Origin of the sequence: Candidatus Providencia siddallii (genome assembly GCF_964026685.1) — a bacterium.
GTDB lineage: Bacteria > Pseudomonadota > Gammaproteobacteria > Enterobacterales > Enterobacteriaceae > Providencia_A > Providencia_A siddallii_A.
The window spans coordinates 170,684-194,291 of sequence record NZ_OZ034688.1 but is presented as its reverse complement, the minus strand read 5'-3'; the positions used below and the strand labels follow the sequence as shown (position 1 = coordinate 194,291).

The window sequence follows — 23,608 nt, the reverse complement described above, 5'->3', positions numbered from 1 at the left end:
TAATTTAAAAATAACCTAAATTTTTATAGCTTTTATAATATTAAATACCTTATTGTAAAATACAAAATTCAAATTCTTCTCTAAAATACTTTATAGCACTTTTTAATGGTTCAATAGCACCTGGTGCATGAGCACAAAAAGTTTTACCTGGGCCTAAAAACCAACATAATTTTTCCAAAGTTTCTATATCTCCAGATTTACCTTTATGTTTTTCTAAATCTTGTAAAATTTTTACAATCCATGGTAATCCATCACGACATGGTGTACACCAACCACATGACTCACGTGAAAAAAATTTTTCTAAATTACAAAGTATTGAAACTATACTAATTTTATTATCTATAGCAATAGACATTGCTGTACCTAATCTACTACCAGATTTAGCAATATTTTCAAAATCCATTGGCAAATCAAGATGTTTATTTGTTAAAAAACCTGTACTTGCTCCACCTGGTTGCCAAGATTTTAATCTTAAACCATCGTTCATACCACCAGCATAATCTTCTAAAATTTCACGAGCTGATACACCAAATGGTAATTCCCATAAACCAGGTTTTTTAACTCTACCAGAAAAACCCATAAGCTTAGTACCAGTATCCTTGCTTTTACCTAAACTTAAATTAATATACCATTTAGTTCCATGTTCTAAAATAGCAGGAACATTACAAATAGTTTCAACATTATTAACACACGTTGGTTTACCCCAAACACCTAACTCAGATGGAAAAGGTGGTTTAAACCTAGGTATAGCTCTTTTACCTTCAAGTGAATTAATTAATGCTGTTTCTTCACCACATATATAACGTCCAGCACCAGTATGTAAAAATAACTCAAAATCAAAATCAGAACCAAAAATATTTTTACCAAGTATACCATTCATCTTTGCTTCATTAATAGCAAAACGTAACGTTTTCGCGGCATTAATATATTCATATCTAATAAAAATATAACCACGATAAGCTTTAATTGCATAAGCAGAAATAATAATTCCTTCTATTAATAAATGAGGTAATTGTTCTAATAAAAAACGATCTTTATATACACCTGGTTCCATTTCATCTGCATTACATAAAAAATAACGAAAATTTAAATTACCTCTTGATATAAGCTTCCATTTAACTCCAGTATAAAAACCTGCACCACCACGACCTCTAAGACCAGAATCATTAATAATATTAACTACTTCTTCTGGTGTCATATTTTTTAAAGCACGTTTCATCCCTTTATATCCATTTTTACTAAGATATTCATTTAACATAACAGGTTGATTATCTTTACGTTTTCTCCATGTAATAGGATGTGTTTCCGGGTTACAATTTATTAAATTTAGATTATATTTAATCATAATCTTCCAATAATTTTTTAATATCTTTAAAATTTAAATTATTATAAACATTATCATCAATCATTATAGTAGGAGCTTTATTACAATTCCCTAAACAACATACAGGTAAAAGTGTAAAACGATTATCAAATGTTGTTTGACCAGGTCTTATATTTAATTGTCTTATTATTTCATTTTCTATATCTTTATATCCAGTAATAAAACAAACAATGCTATCACAATATCTAATAATATGTTTTCCAACTGCTTTACGAAAAATTTGACTATAAAACGTCGCTAAACATTCTACATCTGATATTGAAACATCAAAAATTTTTGCAACACTTGAAATGGTATTATCATCAATTCATCCACGATTTTTTTGCAAAAGTGTCAATGCTGATATTAATGCTGATTGTGGATTCTCATAACATTTTTTTTCATTTTCAATTTTTTTATATTCTTCATATGTTAAATTAAAATTTTTTATTAATAACTTATATTTATTAAACATATTACATTTATTTTTTTTACAATTTTTATCACACATATTTAACGATCCACATCCGACATTACAAAATCAATACTACCAAGATAAATAATTAAATCAGAAATAAGACTTCCTTTTATAACAGATGGTATCTGCTGTAAATGAGCATAACTTGGAGTTCGAATACGAGTTCTATAACTCATAGTATTACCATCGCTTATAAGGTAATAACTATTAATTCCTTTTGTTGCTTCAATCATTTGAAAAGATTCATTAACAGGAATAATTGGCCCCCAAGATACCTGTAAAAAATGATTTATTAACGTATCTATGTCTTGCAAAACTTTTTCTTTTAAAGGAGGAGTAGTTAATGGATGTTCTGCTTTATATAAACCTTCTGGCATATTATTTAAACATTGTTCAAGTATTCTAATACTTTGCCATATTTCTTCAACTTTAATCATAAGTCTATCATAACAATCACCATTGTTAGCAATTGGAATATCAAACTCAAAATTTTCATAACCAGAATATGGACGCCATTTACGTACATCAAAATCAACTCCTGTTGCACGTAAACCAGCGCCAGTTACACCCCATTCAAAAGCTTCTGTCTTATTATACGATGCAACACCAATTGAACGTCCTTTAAGAATAGAATTTTTTAATGCTGAAAAAATATAAAATTTTAGTCTCTTTGGTAACCATTTTAATAAATTACGTAATAATTTATCCCAACCACGTGGCAAATCATTAGCTACACCACCAATGCGAAACCAAGCTGGATGCATACGAAAACCAGTAATAGCTTCAATAACATCATATACTTTTTGTCTATCTGTAAATGCAAAAAAAACTGGAGTCATAGCTCCTATATCCTGTATGTAAGTACTAATATATAAAAGATGGCTATTTATGCGAAATAATTCTGATAGCATAATACGAATAACTTTTACGCGATCTGGTACTTCTATTCCAGCTAATTTTTCTACAGCTAAAATATAAGGCATTTCATTTATACAACCACCTAAATATTCAATGCGATCTGTATATGGAATATAACTATGCCATGATTGACGTTCAGCCATTTTTTCAGCGCCACGATGGTGGTAACCAATATCAGGTACACAATCAATAATTTCTTCTCCATCCAATTGTAAAATAATTCTAAATGCACCATGAGAACTTGGATGATTCGGACCTAAATTTAAAAACATAAAATCTTCATTTTTATTACCACGTAACATACCTCATTCTTCTGGCTTAAAAATTAAAGATTCCATTTCAAATTCTTGTTTTTGTTTAGTTAAATGAAATAATTTAAATTCAGTAGCTCTAGCAGGGTAATCTTTACGCATCGGGTGACCTTTCCAATTCGTTGACATTAATAAACGACGAAGATTTGGATGACCTTTAAAAACTATACCAAACATATCCCAAACTTCACGTTCATACCAATTTGAATTTGGAAATATAGAAACTATTGATGGAATAATTAAATCTTTTTCCTTTAATGCAACTTTTAACATAAGATCATGATTACGATCAATAGAAATAAAATGATAAAACACAGTAAAATCTGACTCAGAAATGTTTTGACGATAAATCCTTTGACGTTCATCTACTGCATGCAAATCAAATAACATAATATATGGTTTTGATATTTTCTTTAAAAAATTTACTACTTTTAACAATTGTTCGCGAGTTATCCAAATAACCATCATACCAATACAAGTTGTTTGAAATGAAAAAATATTTTTTCCAAATTCGTTATTTAATTCTAAAATTAATAATTCATCAAAATACTTCTGATCTTTTTTTTGTATTTTTTTATCAAAAATATATTTTTTTTGATCTTTGTTTTTTATAGTCATTATTTGTAATTAATATTTTATTATCAAAATATATATATTATATATAATATATATATTAAAAATTTTAAATTTCATCTTGTGATCGTAATTTAGTCATTTTAACTCTTTCATTACGTTTTTTTTCTTTTTCAGACTGCATTTTTACACGATATACATGTTGGTCACCAATTAACCAAGATAATGGTCTTCGTTCTTTAGCAATTGATTTTTGTAATAAAAGTAAAGCTTGTATATAAGCTTCAGGACGTGGTGGACAACCTGGTATATAAATATCTACAGGAATAAATTTATCTACACCTTGAACAACAGAATAAATATCATACATTCCACCAGAATTTGCGCATGATCCCATAGAAATAACCCACTTAGGTTCTAACATTTGATCATAAAGACGTTTAATAATAGGAGCCATTTTAATAAAACATGTTCCTGCTATTACCATAAAATCAGCTTGGCGAGGTGAAGCACGAAGTACTTCCGATCCAAATCTAGCTATATCATGAACAGAAGTAAATGAAGTAACCATTTCTACATAACAACATGAAAGACCAAAATTATATGGCCATAAAGAATTTTTACGACCCCAATTAACAACATTATGTAATATATTAGATAATTTCCCCATATATATACATTTTTCTACTTCTTTAATTAATGAATAATCAACTGTTTTATTTGATGAATATTTTTTTTTAATAGTATTAAAATTTATCTTTGTAAGATTATATTTCATATATTATACCTTAAATTCTATTTAAAACACCGATTACTAATTTTTAAAATATTACTTGAATACTTAACTTTTCTTTGTGAATTTATTGGTGTCCAATTCAATGCGCCAATACGAATTAAATAAAACAATCCAAGTAATAATATTAGAATAAAAACACTAGATTCAATAAAACCAATCCAACCTAATTCTAAAATATTAACTGACCATAAAAACAAAAACATAGATTCAACATCGAAAATAACAAAAAACATAGATATTAAATAAAACTTAACAGACATCCTTAAACGTGCACTGCCAACTGAATCAATACCAGATTCATAAGGAATGTGTTTTGTTATCATTTTAGATCGACCACCAAATAAATATCCAATTATTAACAAAAAAACACAAAAACTAATAATTCCAATAAAAAAAACTGATAAAGATAATATATAATGTAATTCATAATTTTTATTTAATAAAATCATATTATTTTCACTTATTAAAATATCAAAATTATAATTTTAAATAATATTTTCAAAAATTAACTAATAACTTTTTAAAAAAACCAAATTAAATTATTTTATCAAACTTATATTTTTTAAAAATCATTAAAAACAATAAATTAATTAAAAATTAAAAAAACTTTTTACATGTATATTTTATTAAATTATATATAAAAAATAATAAAAATATAAAACATTTAATATAAAACAACACGTAAATAACTATCATAAAACAATAATTACATAAAAATTTAATAATATTTAAAATATAATATTATAATAATTAATATTTACAATTACATTAATTTAGTATTTTTACTATACATTATATTATATAAAAACATCTTATATATTAAAAATATTAAAATAATACTTAAATTAATTATAATTATTTTTATATAAAACTTTTAAATATTAAATATAATAATAATTATATCTTAAATATTTTATAAAATTATTAATTATAAATTTTGAAAAAAATTTTTTAATATAATTTTTTTCAAAATTAATTTATTTTATTTATAAAAAAAATCAAATACAATTTTAATTGTAAAATATAATAAACAAGATAAGTAAAATTTTTACTACAAAATAAATAATAATAAAAAGTTAAAAAATAAAAAAAATACAAAATATTAAAACTGAATATAAAAAAAATAAAAAAAATTACTTAAAACTAAAATATATAATTAAATTAGTTTTTATTATAAGAATATTAATAGAATACTAAAATATTTTTTAAAATTATATAAAGTAATAAATTATATATAAAAACTAAAAAACACTTTTTAAATGATCACATTTAAAATAATATAACACAATTTATATATCTCAAATCAATATAAAATATTTTAATATCAAAAAATATAAAAAAAATAATATTAAATTTTTTAATAAAAAATATTATTAACATTTTTAAAAGTTTTTTAATATATTTATTTTTTAAATTAAATATAAAAATATAATTAATTAAATAAAAATATAACACATATAATAACAATAAAATATTTGTTGTAAATAATAATATTAATTAAATCAATAAATATTAAAAGTTAATTTATTATATTAATTTTATTAATTTAATAATTTTTATATAAAGTTGAATAACTATTAAACTTTAATTTTTTTTAAAACATTAATATAAACAATAATATTTTATTATATTTTAAACAAATATTTAATAAAATACTTTTATAAAAATACTTTTTCAAATAATTTTTTATTAAAAAACAACATTAAATATACGTGATAATACAAAAATTATTTAGTATAATTATTTAATATAAATAATTGACCTAATAATATAAAACGTTGTATTATATAATAAAATATATAATATTATATAATATAATATATAAATAATTTAACTGAAAATAGGATTATTTCATGCAAAATCAGCTTATACTGATTTTAAATTATGGTAGTTCAACATTGAAATTTGCTGTTATTAATCCAAATAATAATAAAAAAAAAATATATGGTATAGCTGAATATATAAATTCAAATAAATATTATATTAAATGGAAAACTAGTAATATAAATAAATTAACTTCTCTAGAAGTTAATTCCTCATTTAATGAGATATTAAATTTTATTGCAAATAAAATTTTATCTAAAAAATATAATATATATAAAAAAATTACAGCAATAGGACATAGAATTGTACATGGCGGTGAAAAATTCACATCATCTGTAATAATAACTAATGAAGTTATTCAAGGCATAAAAAAAGCAATTCCATTCGCACCATTACATAATCCTATACAACTTATTGGTATAAACGAATCAAAAAAAGTTTTTCCACATTTAATAAATAAAAATGTTGCTGTTTTCGATACAGCTTTTCATCAAACAATAAAAGAAGAAGCGTTCTTATATGCAATACCATATGAATTATATACAAAATATAAAATTAGAAGATATGGAGCTCATGGAATAAGTCATTATTATGTTGCTAATGAAACTGCTAAAAAATTAAATAAGCCAATACATAAATTAAATGCTATTACCTGCCATTTAGGTAATGGTTGTTCTGTAACTGCAATTGTAAAAGGAAAAAGTGTAGATACTTCTATGGGGTTAACACCATTAGAAGGATTAGTTATGGGAACTAGAAGTGGAGATATTGATCCAGCAATTATTTTTTATTTACATGATCAACTAAAAATAAACATAAAAAGAATAAACAAAATATTAACTAAAGAATCTGGATTATTAGCTTTAACCGGTATAACCAATGATTATCGTTTTGTTGAAAAAAATTATAATAAAAAAAAAGAAGCTAATCGTGCAATGAATATTTTTTGTCATCGTTTAGGAAAATATATTGCTTCTTATATTTCTTTAATGAATAATCGTCTAGATGCATTAGTTTTTACTGGTGGGATTGGTGAAAATTCAATTCAACTTCGCGAAATTACATTAAAAAAATTAGCAATTCTTGGTTTTAAATATGATCATAAAAGAAATCTTAATATACGTTTTAATAATAAATGTTTAATTACTACAGACGACAGTATACCAGCATTAGTTATTCCAACTAATGAAGAATTAATAATTGCTAAAGATACTGCTCGTTTAACTAAATAAATATTCACTATTAACAGTATTCTATACATAACATAACAAAATTTTATATATTTAAAATAAAGAGACTCTTGTGTCACATACAATCATGCTGATTCCTATAGGAAATAATGTTGGATTAACAAGTATTACTTTAGGTTTAATACACTTAATAAGAAAAGATAACAGAGAAGTAAATTTTTTTAAACCTATAGATCAACCAGACATATTAAAAAATAAAGATTATACCACAGAACTTTTAAAAAAATATTCTTATGTAAAAATACTAACAAAACCTTTAAGTATAGAATATGTTAAATCATTATTAACAGCTTCAAAAAAAGATTTTTTAATGGAAAGAATAGTATCACTATATTATAAAAATACTAAAACATCTAAAGTTACATTTATCGAAGGCTTAAAAATTACACAAAACTATTTTTTTTTACAATCATTAAACCAAGAAATAGCTAAAATATTAGGAGCTAAAATTATATTTGTAACTACACCAGAAAATAATAATATTATACAATTTAAAGAACGTCTTAAATTAATTAAAAATGAATTTGGAGGACAAAAAAATAAAAAAATAATTGGAGTTATAATCAACAAAATTAATGCTCCTATTGATAAATCAGGACAAATACGTACTGATATATATAAGATATTAAACCATTCAACAAATAATAAAACAAAAAAATTTAATACAAAAGAATTATTTAATATAAATTTACCAATTCTTGCATCAATTCCATGAAATTTAAATTTAATAGCAATGAGATCAATAGATATAGCAAAATACTTAAATGCTGAAATTATTAATAAAGGAGAAATCAAAACTAGACGTATTAAATCAATTATTTTTTGCACTAACAATACTTTTAATATAAAAAAACATTTTAAATCCGAATCTTTATTAATAACATCTTCAGATCGTTTAGATATTTTATTTTCTGCTTTGCTAGCTGAAATAAATGGTTTTGTAATAAGCGCTATTTTATTAACAGATGGTTTTCAAATAAATAAATCTATTAAAAATTTATATAGCAAAATAATAAAAAGTAAACTACCTATATTTAAAGTAAATAATGATATATGGCAAACATCAATAAATTTACAAAATCTTAATATTGAAGTACCTATAGACGATCATAAACGAATTAAAAATATTAAAAAATATATATCTTCCTATATTAATAATAAATTAATAAATTCAGAAATTTCTAATATTGATCAAAATAATAAAAATCTATCCGCACTAACATTTCGTTATCAATTGACAGAGTTAGCTAAAAAATTACATAAACGTATTATTTTTCCTGAAGGAGATGAACCAAGAATTTTAAAAGCAACATCTATATGTACAAAACGAGGTATAGCAACTTGCGTATTATTAGGTAATCCTGATAATATAAAAAAAATAGCGGATTCTCAAAATATTGAATTAAGTGACGAAATTGAAATTATTGATCCAATAACAATTCGAAAAAAATATATAGACCGATTAATTGAACTACGTAAAAATAAAGGAATGACAAAACAAATTGCTAATAAACAAATAGAAGACAATGTAGTACTTGGTACATTAATGTTAGAAAAAGGAGAAGTTGATGGTCTCGTTTCTGGAGTTGTTCACACAACTGCTAATACTATTCGTCCATCTTTGCAATTAATTAAAACCGCATCAGATAAATCCTTAGTTTCTTCTATATTTTTCATGTTATTACCAGAACAAGTATATGTTTACGGAGATTGTGCGATTAACCCAGATCCAACTGCAGAACAATTATCTGAAATTGCTATTCAATCATCAGATTCAGCTAAAGCTTTCGGAATAGATCCTCGTGTTGCAATGATTTCTTATTCAACAGGTAACTCAGGAAAAGGAACAGATGTAGATAAAGTACGTAAAGCTACTAACTTAGTTAAAAAAAAACGTCCAGACATAATAATTGATGGCCCATTACAATACGATGCAGCTGCGATACTTGATGTAGCTAAATCAAAAGCACCAAATTCACCTGTTGCTGGTAAAGCAACGGTTTTTATATTTCCTGATTTAAATACCGGGAATACAACATATAAAGCAGTACAACGTTCAGCAAATTTAATTTCAATCGGACCAATGTTACAAGGTATGCGTAAACCTGTAAATGATTTATCTCGTGGTGCTTTAGTAGATGATATAATATACACTGTTGCATTAACAGTGATTCAAGCATCTCACCTTGAAAAATTATATAAAAATATTAATTTTTAAACTTTTACAATTTTAAAAATACTTTTAATTTTAAAAAAAATAATAATATTTCTACAAAAATTAATTGTAGTTCTAGTATTTTATTTAAAATAAAACTGTTTTTATTAATAATTAACAATTTTATATATAATTAAAACATATAAAAATATAATTTTTAAAAAAATATATTTTTTTTATAAAAAATAAATAAAATAATAGCAATTAATATAAATTTTATTTTTTAAAAATATTAAAATTAATACATCAATTTTAATATTTTTAAAAAAATTATTGTTCATAATAAATTTCAAGATTTTCTGTTTCATTTTTATCAATTATTAAGTTTGTTTCACGAGAACTTTTAAGTTTATTTAAATACTTTTGATCAACATCTTTTGTAACATAATAACCATTAAATACAGAACATTCAAAATGTGTTAACATAGGATTTTCTTCACGAATAGCATCAATTAAATCGTTTAAATCTTGAAAAATTAAACCATCAGCACCAATTAATTTACAAATTTCATCAACTTGTCTACCATTAGCTATTAAATCATTAACATTTGTCATATCAATACCATATACATTTGGAAATCTAACTTCTGGTGCAGCTGATGCAAAATAAACTTTTCTAGCTCCAGCTTTACGTGCAAGTTTAACTATTTGCTCGGATGTTGTACCTCGTACTATAGAATCATCTATTAAAAGAACATTTTTATTATAAAATTCTATATAATTAGCATTAAGTTTGCAAAGTACTGATTTACGTCTAGCTTGATTACTAGACATAATAAACGTTCTTCCAACATAACGATTTTTTACAAAACCTTGACGATAAGGTTTTTTTATAATCTGAGCTATTTCTAATGCAATGTCACAAGATGTTTCAGGTATTGGAATAACAACATCTATTTTTATATTTTTCCATTTATGAGCTATTTTTATACCTAATTTTTTTCCCATACGTAATCTTGCCTTATATACAGAAACATTATTAATAAATGAATCTTGTCTTGCAAAATAAACATACTCAAAAATACATGGAGTTAATTGTGTATTTTTCGCACATTTAAAAGTAAATAATTGTTTATTTTCAGTAACATAAACAGCTTCTCCTGGTAATATATCTCTTAAAAGTTCAAAACCTAAAGAATCAAGCGCAACACTTTCAGATGCCACCATATATTCATATATATTATCTCTGATATAACGTCTACCTAAAACCAAAGGACGAATCCCATATGGATCTCGAAATGCTAACATACCATGACCAATAATTAACGCTACACATGAATATGCACCACGTAATTTTTTATGCATAGCTGAAACAGCTTTAAAAATATTTTCTGGTTTTAACGGAAAATGATTAAACTTATCCAATTCAAAAGCTAACACATTTAATAAAATTTCAGAATCTGAACTAGTATTTACATGACGTCGTGCAATCTTAAATAAATTTTTAGTTAATTCATACGTATTTATTATATTACCATTATGTACAAGTGTGATCCCAAAAGGAGAATTAACATAAAAAGGTTGAGCTTCAGAAACACTTCAATTACCAGATGTTGGGTAACGAACATGACCGATTCCTATATTACCTTGTAATCTAAACATATGTCGTGTTTTAAATACATCTTGAACAAGACCATTTGCTTTACGTAATCTAATATTATTTTTATCATCAATAGTCGCAATACCTGCTGAATCTTGACCTCGATGTTGTAATACTATTAATGAATCATATATTGATTGAACTACAGATGAAAATCCTGTTATACCAACAATACCACACATTTATATTTTCCATTAAAATCGTTATCTAATATTTAAAAATTAAATATTAAAAAACAAAATATTTATTAAATCAAAATATTGAATAAATTTTGAATTTTCTCTTATTGTTTTTTGTACATTTAAAGGGAATATTTTAAAAAAAAATAATAATAATAATACTATTAATACCCCTTTAAATAATCCAAAACAAATTCCTAAAATATTATCTATATTAGATAATCCTATTTTTTTAGTAAAAAAAATAACTATATTATTTAATATTTTACCTGTTATCATCACAGCAATAATTATTATTAATATAGCAATAATATTTTTTATTAACAAATTTTCAAAAAATGTAATATATTTTGTTATACTAGAATAAAATATAACTGAAAATAAAATAGCACAATAGCAAGTTACAATTGATAATGATTCACGAATAAAACCACGCGTAAAACTTATTAACGTAGAAAATAATATTATTATAATAATTAAGTAATCTATTAATGACATATTTTCTAAAAATTGTTTTTTTAATAATATTTATTATATTGAATTTATATTTTTGAATTATTCAATATCATCATAACACGTGATACAGTATAAAATGAACCACATACTATAATTAAATCTTGTTCTTCAGCATCATCAAAAGCTTTTTTCCAAGCTTTTTCTACAGAATTAAATTCATTAGCATAAGACAAATATTTACTAATCTCACAAGCTTTAGTTCCTCTATATTCACTTAATGTTGCAATATACCAATCAGTAACTTGTTTAGATAAATATCTAATCATATTTTTTATATCTTTATCTCTCAATATTCCAACAACAGCTAATGTTCTCCTATTTTTTACTTTTGGCAATTCAGATAATTTAGCAATTAAATATTTTATAGCATGAGGATTATGTGCAACATCTAAAATAATTAATGGTTTTTTATTAATAATTTGAAACCTACCAGGTAATTTAGCAATTTTTAATCCTTTACATATAACATTTTCTTTTATTTTATTTTTAAATTTTAAATTAATTTTCATTAAACAATGAATAACACTTAAAGCTGTTGCTGCATTAACTAAAGGTACATTTGGTAATGGTAAATTATATATTTTATAAAAATTAGAAAACCAAGACCAAGAATTATTATTTTTTTTATAAAACCAATCTTTTCCATAACAAAATAACTTAGAACCAATTTTTTTAGAAAAATTTAAAACAGAATTAGGTATATTTAATTCACCAATTACACCATAACTATTTTTTCTAAAAATTCCAGATTTTTCATAACCAATAAGTTCACGATTAAATCCTAATAAATCAGTATGCTCAATATCAATATTTGTAATAACAGAAATATCTGCATCAATAATATTAGTAGCATCCAAACGACCACCTAAACCAACTTCTAAAATAACTATATCCAACAAAGTTTTTTTAAACAAATATAATGCAACTAATGTGGTATATTCAAAATAAGTTAATGAAATATTTTTACGATATAATTCAATATTTATAAAAGCTTTACATAAATCTTTTTCAGAACATTCTAAACCTTGAATACGAATACGTTCTGTATATCGAATAAGATGAGGTGAACTATATACACCAACTTTAAAACCTGCAGATATAAAAATTGATTCTAAAATATGACAAGTAGTACCTTTACCATTAGTTCCAGTAACTGTTATAACATTAGGACAAATTTTAGTTAAACATGCCATATTTGCAACTTTTCTAACACGATCTAATCCCATATCTATAGATTTATCATGTAAATTAGAAATGTATATAAGCCAATCATTTAATGAATATTTTATATTTTTTAAAAATAAATCATTCATATTTTATGTTATTGATTTCTATTATTTTAAATTACTTTTTTACATACATCTACTTTTACATTTATATTAGTTAATATTGATAATATTTCATATAAATGATCACGCATTTTATGACGATGAATAATCATATCAATCATTCCTCTTTTTAATAAAAATTCACTACGTTGAAAATACTGAGGTAATTTTTCATGAACAGTTTGTTCAATAACACGTGGTCCTGCAAATCCAATTAAAGCTTTTGGTTCTGCGATATTTATATCCCCTAACATTGCTAAACTTGCAGATACACCACCCATAGTTGGATTAGTTAATACTGAAATATATGGAATATTATGATCTTGTAACTTTGCCAATGCAGCACTTGTTTTTGCCATTTGCATAAGAGAAAACAAAGCTTCTTGCATGCGAGCTCCTCCGCTTGCTGAAAAACATACAAAAGGACAATTATCTTTTAATGCTTGTTTTATAGCACAAACAAATCTAGCACCAACCACAGAAGCCATTGATCCACCCATAAAAAAAAATTCAAAAGCTGCTACAATAATAGTCATTTTTTTTAATTTACCTTTCATAACAACTATAGCTTCTTTTTCTCCAGTTTTTTTTTGTGTTATAGAAATTCTATCTTTATATTTTTTTAAATCTTTAAAATTAAGTATATCTTTTGGTTCAAATTTAGTTCCTAATTCTATCATCGAATTTTTATCAAGAAACTTTTCTAATCTGTATCGAGCATAAATATGCATATGATAATCACATTTTGGACATACTGATAAATTACGCTTTAATTCATCATTATATAATACTTGTTTACAATGCTCACATTTTACCCAAAGACCTTCTGGGATATTAATTTTACTAGATTGTGTTGAATTGTTTTTTTTTAAAATTTTTTTAATCCAGCTCATAAATAACACCTATTTATATATTTAATATATTCAAATTAACTAAAATTAATATATAAAATTTATTTTTTTTATAAAATTTTTTTTAAAAAAATTAATAATTATAAAAACAAAACAACATAAATAATTAAACAATAATATTTAAAACATTAAAATAATAAAATTATTTTTTATTTTAAATAAAAAAATTTTTTAAAAAAAATACAGATTCAATTATATTTTTAGGTAATTTAAATTTTTCTGGATATTCAACATTAACTAAATATAAACCTTCAGGTTTTGCTGTAGATGCACATTTTTTTCTATCCTTTAATTTAATTAATTTATTTATCCAATTTATACTTTTATTACAACTACCAATTTCTAATAAACAACCAACAATATTTCTAACCATATGATAAAAAAACGCATTAGCTTTTATATCAATAATAATATAACTACCATAACGATTAACATTAGCATATAATATATTACGATAAGAACTTTTAGATTGACATTTAACAGATTTAAAAGAAGAAAAATCTTGTTCACCAATTAAATATTGAGCTGCTTCATGCATTAATTTTTCATTTAATTTAAAATAATAATGTGTTACTTTATTAAATAAAATTGCAGGTCTAGACCGTTCATTAAAAATTATATAACAATATCTACGAGCAATTGCATTGTAACGCGAATGAAAATCTTTATCTACAAATTTACACCAGCGAACACTTATATCATTAGGTAAATAAGTATTTACACCAATAACCCATGATATTTCTTTACGTATTACTGTAGTTTCAAAATGTATAACTTGTCCTAATGCATGAACACCTGCATCAGTTCGTCCTGCACAAAAAACAACAATTGACTCATTAGAAAATTTTGATAATGCTTTTTCAATATAACTTTGAATACTCTTAATGTTCTGTTGAATTTGCCAACCATGATAATTACTACCGTTATATTCAATTCCTAACGCTATTTTTTTAATATTATTAGACATTTATTTATATATTTATAATTTTATCAAAATATTTTTTAGTAAATAAAATTTGAATTATTATCTATTATATAAACAATAAAACATCAATATTATATAATCAAAAACATAAAAAATAAACAATAGTTATTTAACACAATGTTTTAATCATAAATGAATTCATAAAAATTATAAATTTTTATTTAAAACAAGCATTAAAACCTAGTTTATTAAGCAATATTGCCGTTTTTTGAAAATTACATTTTACTTTTAATGAAGACCATTCACGTCTTTCTTTATAATTTTTACGTAATTGATCAAATTCATTATTAATATCAGACACTAAACGTAAATTAGAATCATCACTTCGTACATCATAAACTAAATGAATTAATCGTTTTAATATTTCTTGTGTTAATTTACCATTAACCGTAATTTCATTAATAACACATTTTGGCGCTAACGACAACAAAGAAACCCGACGAAACGATCTATCAAAAAAATTGTTATAATCTTCATAAATTTTAATAGTTCCTCTTGTTTTACCTTCAAAAGTATATCCAGCTATATGTGAAGTACCTATACTAATTAAATTTAATAAATCAACATTAATTTTTGGTTCATATTCCCAAACATCTAAAACCACACTTATTTTTTTGCCTTTTATCAATAAAGATAATAAAGCTTTATTATCTATAAGTTCACCACGACTGGTATTAATTAATATTGCTCCATCACGTAAATTACTTAAATGTTCTAAATTCATCAAATGATATGTATTATATTTATCTGAAAGATTTAATGGTGCATGTAAAGTGATAATATCAGCTTGTTTTACTATATTAGATAATGAAACAAATTTTTTCGAATTTTCATTTACAGCACGAGGCGGATCGCATAAAATACACTTTATACCTAAAGATGTTAATCTTTTTAATAAAATTTTACCAATATTACCAACACCAACAATTCCGACTATTTTATCACATAAATTAAAATGTTGACGTTCAGCAAGAACTAATATTGATGAAAAAACATACTCTACAACAGCAATAGAATTACAACCAGGAGCAAAAGAAAAATAAATATTCATAGACTTTAATAATTGTATATCTATATGATCAATTCCAGATGTTGTTGTACCTATAAATTTAATTGATGTATTTTTTAACAAGATTTTATTCACTTTAGTAATAGATCGAATTATTAATGCATCAACATTAATAAGATCTTTTGATGAAATAATACGACCATAAAATTTTTTTACTTCGTCAAAATTACCAAATAATTGTTCTATACACGAAATATTTTCATCAATTAAAACTTTCATATAATTAATCCTAATTTTATTTTTATATATAATGCATTAATATTAATAATTATAATTAAATAATAAATTAATAAACGTTATTTAAATATAAACATTAAAAAAAATAAAATTAACAAAACATTTATATATTAATTTAACAATTATTTAAATTAATATATTTAACTAAAACTTAAATAATAGCAAAATATTATTTAAAATAAATTGACTATATTTTAAATAAAAATATAAAGTTATTAATATTAAAATATTAATAACTTTATATAAATTATTACAATTAAATATTATACATAACCAATTAATTATATAACAATGTAAAAAAATATAATTTTTATAAAAATAAAATTAATTTAATTTTAAAAAATAATTTTTAAAAATTAATATTTTTTTATTAAAAATAAATAAAATTTTTTATTAAAAAAATAAAAATTAAAATATTAATAAAAAAAATAAATTCATAAAAATAAAAAATAACTTTCATCAATTATAAAAATTAGACAAAACTAAAATGCCCGGACTCGGAATTGAACCAAGGACACGGGGATTTTCAGTCCCCTGCTCTACCTACTGAGCTATCCGGGCAAAAAAATACTATTAATATTAAACATATTTAAATTTACTAGTCAATAATAAATTTAAAAATAACTAAAAAACATATATTAATTTAAAATTGTTATATATATTTCTTTTGTGCATTATTTACTTTTATAAGATACCTACGAGATTCAGGTATAGGATGTTTAGTTGACAACATTTTATATACTTCACCAGGTTTTAATTTATTAATATATTGAGTAGCTTGTTTTTTATTATTATGAAACAAACGTAAAACACTACTTACACCACCATTATAAGCACTAATAACAGCATAACGATTAGAGATTTGATCTCTAATATCACCTAAATAACTTTTTTGTAAAATAGCCAAATAAGCCACACCTATATCTATATTTTTTTCAGGATCAAATAAATAACTTCGACTTGGTATACCTATTTTACCTTGAAAACGAAAAACATCTTTACCTGCAGAAGTAGGCATTATTTGCATTAATCCTAACGCATCAGAACTACTTACAGCATAAGGATTAAAACTTGATTCAACTTGCATAATTGCCAAAATAAGAGATTCATCAACACCATACTTAGCTGCAGATTTTTTTATATAATATAAATAATTATGTATACGTTTATCTAAATGATTTACAACCATATTAATTTTAGTAAACCATATTGTATTAAAACCAGATTTTCTATGACGTATTTTATTTTTTATTATATATTCAGCAAATTTTATAACATCTAATTTAGAATTAATATATTTACCACTATTATTAATTATTTGATCAAATAAAAATGGTTTTTTATTATAAAAAAGATCTAATTTATTAGAAAAAAAATTAAAAGAGCTTTTATAATCTCTCATCATTAATATATCAATTATAGCTTTTTTAATAGAATCCAAAGGATTTACTAATGAAATACTTTCAATAGTAATAACACCAATCTCAAAATTTATATGACTACGTGTGCGAAATTCGTTATCATATTTAACATAATCTTTTGGTCCAGCTATTAATACCTCTTTTCTACCCCAAATATTTTCGATATCATTAGCTAATTGTTCTATTAATATAGAAAAACCATTAGTATCTTTTATATATATATTCTTAAAATTATTTTTTTTATTATCAGCACAAGAAACAATAAACAACATCATTAACAATAATACAAATATTTTTTTCATAAAATCTATAATTTTAATAATATTATTTTAAAAATTATTTGTTTTAGATAAAAACCTATTTTTTTATTAATTAAAGATTAATATTTATATTTTTTATAACATCTGATTTTATTAAAATACATTATTAATAAAAACTTTAAATAAAACTAAAATTATTATTTTTTCATAAATTTATGACACCTATAACACATAAGTTTAAAACTTATCATTGTAAAATATATTAAAATAATAAAAAAATGATAATTATATATAATTAACTATTTATTTTTATAAAAAACAAATATTAAAATTAACATTATTAATATTTCTATTAAAACAATAAAATATTAATATACAATATTTTTTTTAAAATTTAAAATATTTTACATATATATAATTAAATACAATACATTTTATATAAAAACTATTAAATAAAATTAAATATGACAAACAAAATTAATTTACTAAATTATAAAAAAGAATGTATTACTAAAAATAAAATTCGTAGTTTTATTAATAGAAAAAAAAAATTAACAAAAAATCAAATATATATTTTAAATAACATATGAGAAGAAATAGAAATTAATTTTAATAAAAAACAATGTGATTTATCAAAAATATTTAATAATTTTAACGAAGTAATAATGGAAATTGGCTTTGGAATTGGAACATCTCTAATTGATATGGCAATTCAAAACCCTAAAAAAAATTTTTTAGGAATTGAAGTTTATAAACCTGGAATAGCCACTTGTTTAATGTTAATAAAAGAAAAAAATATAAAAAATTTAAAAATAATAAGATATGATGCAATTGATATATTAGATTTTATGATACCTAATAATAGTTTGTCAATAATTCAATTATTTTTTCCTGATCCATGACACAAAACTAAACATAACAAACGTCGTATTGTACAAATATCTTTTATAGAAAAAATTTATGCTAAATTAATAAATAATGGAGTATTTCATATGGCTACAGACTGAGAACCTTACGCTAAACATGTTATCTCAATTATGAAAAAAGTTAACTATTTTATTAACTTATCTAAATCAGGAAATTATGTTCCACGACCTAAAACAAGACCAAAAACAAAATTTGAAATAAAAGGAGAAAAATTAGGTCATAATATTTATGATTTAATGTTTAAAAAAATACAATAATAAATTATATTATGAACAATTTAAAATAATTATTATTATTAATAAAATTATATACTACTTACTATATTGATTATATATTATAAATTTAACTGATTTTATATAAAATAGTCATTGTTTTAAAATATCTATTTTAACATAAAATATTAATAGTAAATAAAAAATAATTTTCAAACTTTAATATTATTTAAACATTTTAATTTTAATAAAAAACTATTTTTTTTACATTTTATATAAATAATAAAATAATAATTTACTTTACTATAAAATAGCAATTTTATTACCAAACAGACTATTTAAAATAAAAAAAATAAAACAAAAATAATAAAAAACATTCATTTATTTTATAAAAAAACTAATATTTACAATTTATCATTTTTTTATTAAAAAAATAATTTTAAAGAATATATTAAAATAATTTAAAATTTGTTTTCCATTTCTTTTGATTTATCAATAACATTTTGCATTATTTTGCCAATTATTTGTTTGAAAGATCCATTATAAAATTCATTTAAAGCTTTTTCTGTAACACCGCCTTCTGACATAACTTTTTTACGTAATTCAGAAAAACAAATATCTTTTTGAAAAGAAGCAAATTTTAATGAACTATTAAATATATTAAAAATTAATTTACGAGATATTTTTTTATTATATCCTAGCTCCTCTGCTTTCTGTTGTATTGCTTCCATAAATAAAAATATATAAGCAGGTGAACTACCAGAAATTGCAGTGATATTATTTATTTCATGTTCTTCCTTACACCAAATAATATCCCCTATACTTTTCATTAGTTTTTCAATAAATATTTTATTTTCTTCAGTAATTATATTTTGTGTAAAAATGCCAATAATACCTTTACCAATAAATGATAATATACTTGGCATAATTCTAATTAAATTAATTTTATCATCAAAATATTCATTATATCGATTTACAGTAATACCAGCAGCAAGAGTTAATATAAGTTTTTTTCTATAATCAACTATTTTTCTTAATGATTTACAAACATATTCCATTACTTGCGGTTTTACCGCTAATATTATTACATCAGAATTTTTTACGGCTATATTATTATCATTAATACCAATAACATTATAATTTTCTACAATTTTATTACGTCTGCAATTATTAGGAGAAGAAATAGTTATCATTGATGATTTATATTTACCATATTTTACTATTCCAGAAACCATAGCATTTACTATATTACCTGAACCAATAAACGCAATTTTACGATATTTCACAATACACCTTTTTATTATCGAACACCAAAAATTCCTGTTCCAATACGAACAATAGTTGATCCACAATGAATAGCAGCTTTTATATCATTAGTCATCCCCATAGAAAGCGTATCAACTGTCGAATATTTATTTTTAAATATATTAAATATACATTTTACTTTATAAAAAGTATCATATTGTTTATTATAATCACTTTCAAAAGCAGGAATAACCATAAAACCTCTAAAAAGTAGATTAGGCATATTAATTATTTTTTCAACCAAATCATTTAAATTGTTTAATTTAACTCCAGATTTACTGTTTTCATTACTTATATTAATCTGAATTAATACATTTAATTTGGATTTATAATGTGATCTTTGACTATTTAAACGTTTAGCAATTTTTTCATTATCTAATGCATGAAACCAATCAAAATACTGCGCAATAATCTTTGTTTTATTCGTCTGCAGTGAACCTATAAAATGCCAAATTATTTTATCATTGTAAGAAAAATATTGAATTTTTTTAAAACCTTCAATAGCATAATTTTCCGCAAATTGATATTGTCCTGCTTTAATAGCATCTGAAATATTTTCACAAGATTTATACTTACTTACAGCTAATAAAGTTATTTCTTGCGGATTTCTATTAGATTCATATGCTGCAATACTTATTTTTTTTTTTATATTAATAATATTTTTTTCAATATTCATAATTATATTTAATTTTTTTAAAAATTAATAAAATTAACTTATCTTTAAAACATTTTAATAATACAATACATTAATTTAATTAATTATTTTTAATAAACCAACTTTCAAGTATTAAAACCGCTGAAATAGAATCAATTCTACCTTTATTTAAAGCTCGATATCCATTTTGTTCAAATAAAATAGATTTTGCTTCTATTGTAGTAAGTCTCTCATCATGTAAATCAACTTTTACACCAAAAAAAGTATAAATTTTATTAGCAAATTTACGTGATAAATTTGTCATCTTTTGTTCTGTTCCATCCATATTATATGGAATACCAACAATAATAGTTTGAGGTTGCCATTCTTTTATTAAAAATTCAATTTTTTCCCAACATCGTAATTTATTATTAAATTTTAATGACGGCAATGCATTACCAGTTTTAGTAATAGATTGTCCTACAGCAACACCAATACTTTTAGTTCCATAATCAAATGCTAACAAAGTTTTTAAAAGCATTAAGCATGTCCAAATTGTATTGACATAGTACTAATATTAATTCCTAATAACTTAGCAGCTGCTTTCCAACGTTCATTAATCGGTGTATCAAAAATTAATTGAGTATCTGCTTCAACAGTTAACCAACAATTTTCCATAATTTCTTTTTCTAATTGACCAGGTTCCCAACTTGAATAACCCAATGTAACCAAAGAATTTACTGGATGTTGTTCAGTACCTAACAATTCTAAAATATCTTTTGATGTAGTTACCATAATCTCATCATTTAAATGTAAACTAGAAGCAAAACCAGTAATTGGGGTATGTAAAATAAAACCATGTTCTTCAGCAACTGGACCGCCAGCAATAACAGGCTTTTCTAAATTTCTAATATTAATATTATATGAAATTCTAATTTCAAGTTTTTTTAACATATTGCTAACAGAAAAATTTTCAATCGATTTATTTATAATTAACCCCATAGCACCTTTTTCGTTATGTTTACATATATAAACAACTGATTGCTCAAAATAAGGATCAAGCAATGATGGCATTGCTATAAGAAAATGATTTTGTAAATTCAAGTTTTTTCTCCAGCTATGTGTTTTATTTAATTAATAAAAATTAAATTAAACTTAAGCTATCTATACAAATATATTTTATAATTCATTTTAAATTAACTTAAATATTTTTTAAATAATATTCAATAGAATTCATTATTTTTTTTATAATAAAAACATTATATTCAGATTCGATTTCACGAACGCATGTTGGGCTTGTTATATTAATTTCAGTTAATTTATCACCAATTATATCAAGACCTGCAAAAAACAAACCTTTTTCTTTTAATTTTGGTGCAACAATATTAGCAATCATTATATCACTTTTATTTAATAATCGTACTTCACCGTAACCACCAGCGGCTAAATTACAACGTGTTTCTCCATTAGCTGGTATACGAGCTAAACAATAAGGTATTGGTTTACCATCTACAATAAACACACGTTTATCACCTTCTTTTATAGAATGTAAAAATTTTTGCGCCATACAAAAACGTGAACCATATTTTGTTATAGTTTCTATAATTACATCAACATTGCAATCATTTTCCTTTAAACGAAAAATAGACATACCACCCATTTTATCAAGAACTTTTAATATAATATCACCATTTTTTTTATAAAAATCTTTTAATCTATTAGGATCACGAGTAACTAATGTATTTGGGATTAATTCAGAAAACCATAATGTAAATAATTTTTCATTGCAATCTCGTAAACTACTTGGTTTATTTACAACTAATGAACCAGCATATTCTGCTCTCTCTAAAATATAAGTCGCATAAATAAATTCAATATTAAAAGGAGGATCTTTACGCATCAAGATAACATTCAAATCACTTAAAGCAACATCTTGTTCACTATAAAAATTAAACCATTTTTTAATATTATCTTCTACGAAAATAATTTTAGTTAAAGCTCTAGCTTCTCCTTTATTTAAATAAATATCATTTATTTCCATATAATGAATTTCATAACCACGATGTTGTGCTTCCAACATCATAGCAAAACTAGTATCTTTTTTTATTTTTATAGATTCTATTGGATCCATGATTATCCCAAGTTTAATCATTTTTTCTCCTTAAACAAAATTTTTCTAAAAAAATATTTTTTTAAATAAATAAAAAAATATTTTTTATTTAAAAAATTTGAACATTTCAACATTAAGAAATCTAAAATTCTTAACTATCAATAATTTTATTAAAAATAAATATAT

General features: G+C 22.6%; 20 protein-coding genes and 1 tRNA gene. 3 read left to right on the top strand and 18 right to left on the bottom strand.

Features of this window, described 5'->3' with window-relative positions; all coding sequences use genetic code 4:
• Positions 1-49 precede the first annotated feature (49 nt).
• From nuoF to ndhC, 5 genes are all read right to left on the bottom strand, one after another.
• A complete protein-coding gene (gene nuoF / locus AAGD61_RS00760; RefSeq protein ID WP_341765138.1) occupies positions 50-1,345 on the bottom strand; it encodes an NADH-quinone oxidoreductase subunit NuoF in 1,296 nt (431 codons plus the stop codon).
• Positions 1,338-1,874: an NADH-quinone oxidoreductase subunit NuoE gene (gene nuoE, locus AAGD61_RS00755; protein ID WP_341765137.1), complete on the bottom strand. Its 537-nt coding sequence runs from the start codon at positions 1,872-1,874 to the stop codon at positions 1,338-1,340. Before nuoE ends, nuoF begins: the two co-directional genes overlap by 8 nt.
• A 2-nt stretch (positions 1,875-1,876) precedes the next feature.
• Complete coding sequence (gene nuoC, locus AAGD61_RS00750; RefSeq protein WP_341765136.1) at positions 1,877-3,688, bottom strand: NADH-quinone oxidoreductase subunit C/D; 1,812 nt, start codon at positions 3,686-3,688, stop codon at positions 1,877-1,879.
• Between the two features lie 64 nt (positions 3,689-3,752).
• Positions 3,753-4,421 (bottom strand): NADH-quinone oxidoreductase subunit B, encoded by a 669-nt coding sequence (locus tag AAGD61_RS00745; protein ID WP_341765135.1) that lies wholly within the window; start codon positions 4,419-4,421, stop codon positions 3,753-3,755.
• A 17-nt stretch (positions 4,422-4,438) separates the two neighbouring features.
• Positions 4,439-4,888, bottom strand: coding sequence for an NADH-quinone oxidoreductase subunit A (gene ndhC / locus AAGD61_RS00740; protein ID WP_341765134.1), 450 nt, complete (start codon positions 4,886-4,888; stop codon positions 4,439-4,441).
• Positions 4,889-6,292: 1,404 nt separating this feature from the next.
• Here ndhC and AAGD61_RS00735 point away from each other — a divergent pair.
• Entirely contained in the window at positions 6,293-7,495 is a 1,203-nt protein-coding gene (locus tag AAGD61_RS00735; RefSeq protein WP_341765133.1) for an acetate kinase, read from the top strand.
• A gap of 85 nt (positions 7,496-7,580) precedes the next feature.
• Positions 7,581-9,731 (top strand): phosphate acetyltransferase, encoded by a 2,151-nt coding sequence (gene pta, locus AAGD61_RS00730; RefSeq protein WP_341765287.1) that lies wholly within the window; start codon positions 7,581-7,583, stop codon positions 9,729-9,731.
• A gap of 267 nt (positions 9,732-9,998) precedes the next feature.
• Here the strand turns inward: pta and purF are convergent, their stop codons facing one another.
• From purF to mltC, 8 genes are all read right to left on the bottom strand, one after another.
• The gene (gene purF / locus AAGD61_RS00725) at positions 9,999-11,510 is read right to left on the bottom strand and encodes an amidophosphoribosyltransferase (protein WP_341765132.1); all 1,512 of its coding nucleotides are present in this window, start codon (positions 11,508-11,510) and stop codon (positions 9,999-10,001) included.
• 39 nt (positions 11,511-11,549) lie between these two features.
• Positions 11,550-12,005 (bottom strand): CvpA family protein, encoded by a 456-nt coding sequence (locus tag AAGD61_RS00720; RefSeq protein ID WP_341765131.1) that lies wholly within the window; start codon positions 12,003-12,005, stop codon positions 11,550-11,552.
• Between the two features lie 44 nt (positions 12,006-12,049).
• Entirely contained in the window at positions 12,050-13,336 is a 1,287-nt protein-coding gene (gene folC / locus AAGD61_RS00715; RefSeq protein ID WP_341765130.1) for a bifunctional tetrahydrofolate synthase/dihydrofolate synthase, read from the bottom strand.
• Positions 13,337-13,362: 26 nt separating this feature from the next.
• Positions 13,363-14,244: an acetyl-CoA carboxylase, carboxyltransferase subunit beta gene (gene accD, locus AAGD61_RS00710; RefSeq protein ID WP_341765129.1), complete on the bottom strand. Its 882-nt coding sequence runs from the start codon at positions 14,242-14,244 to the stop codon at positions 13,363-13,365.
• A gap of 172 nt (positions 14,245-14,416) precedes the next feature.
• Complete coding sequence (truA, locus tag AAGD61_RS00705; protein WP_341765128.1) at positions 14,417-15,229, bottom strand: tRNA pseudouridine(38-40) synthase TruA; 813 nt, start codon at positions 15,227-15,229, stop codon at positions 14,417-14,419.
• A gap of 175 nt (positions 15,230-15,404) precedes the next feature.
• Complete coding sequence (locus AAGD61_RS00700) at positions 15,405-16,535, bottom strand: 4-phosphoerythronate dehydrogenase (RefSeq protein ID WP_341765127.1); 1,131 nt, start codon at positions 16,533-16,535, stop codon at positions 15,405-15,407.
• A 506-nt stretch (positions 16,536-17,041) separates the two neighbouring features.
• Positions 17,042-17,114: transfer RNA gene (locus AAGD61_RS00695), tRNA-Phe, on the bottom strand.
• 91 nt (positions 17,115-17,205) lie between these two features.
• Entirely contained in the window at positions 17,206-18,276 is a 1,071-nt protein-coding gene (mltC, locus tag AAGD61_RS00690) for a membrane-bound lytic murein transglycosylase MltC (protein ID WP_341765126.1), read from the bottom strand.
• 422 nt (positions 18,277-18,698) lie between these two features.
• Here mltC and trmB point away from each other — a divergent pair, with 422 nt between their 5' ends.
• Positions 18,699-19,418 (top strand): tRNA (guanosine(46)-N7)-methyltransferase TrmB, encoded by a 720-nt coding sequence (gene trmB, locus AAGD61_RS00685; RefSeq protein WP_341765125.1) that lies wholly within the window; start codon positions 18,699-18,701, stop codon positions 19,416-19,418.
• 416 nt (positions 19,419-19,834) lie between these two features.
• Here trmB and proC read toward each other — a convergent pair whose 3' ends face one another.
• From proC to gshB, 5 genes are all read right to left on the bottom strand, one after another.
• The gene (proC, locus tag AAGD61_RS00680) at positions 19,835-20,659 is read right to left on the bottom strand and encodes a pyrroline-5-carboxylate reductase (protein ID WP_341765124.1); all 825 of its coding nucleotides are present in this window, start codon (positions 20,657-20,659) and stop codon (positions 19,835-19,837) included.
• A gap of 14 nt (positions 20,660-20,673) precedes the next feature.
• On the bottom strand, positions 20,674-21,354 hold the full coding sequence (locus AAGD61_RS00675; RefSeq protein ID WP_341765123.1) for a YggS family pyridoxal phosphate-dependent enzyme: 681 nt from the start codon (positions 21,352-21,354) through the stop codon (positions 20,674-20,676).
• 79 nt (positions 21,355-21,433) lie between these two features.
• The gene (ruvX, locus tag AAGD61_RS00670; protein WP_341765122.1) at positions 21,434-21,853 is read right to left on the bottom strand and encodes a Holliday junction resolvase RuvX; all 420 of its coding nucleotides are present in this window, start codon (positions 21,851-21,853) and stop codon (positions 21,434-21,436) included.
• The gene (locus AAGD61_RS00665) at positions 21,853-22,416 is read right to left on the bottom strand and encodes a YqgE/AlgH family protein (protein ID WP_341765121.1); all 564 of its coding nucleotides are present in this window, start codon (positions 22,414-22,416) and stop codon (positions 21,853-21,855) included. The genes ruvX and AAGD61_RS00665 overlap by 1 nt, the downstream gene beginning before the upstream one ends.
• A 97-nt stretch (positions 22,417-22,513) precedes the next feature.
• Positions 22,514-23,464: a glutathione synthase gene (gene gshB / locus AAGD61_RS00660; RefSeq protein WP_341765120.1), complete on the bottom strand. Its 951-nt coding sequence runs from the start codon at positions 23,462-23,464 to the stop codon at positions 22,514-22,516.
• Positions 23,465-23,608: the final 144 nt, after the last annotated feature.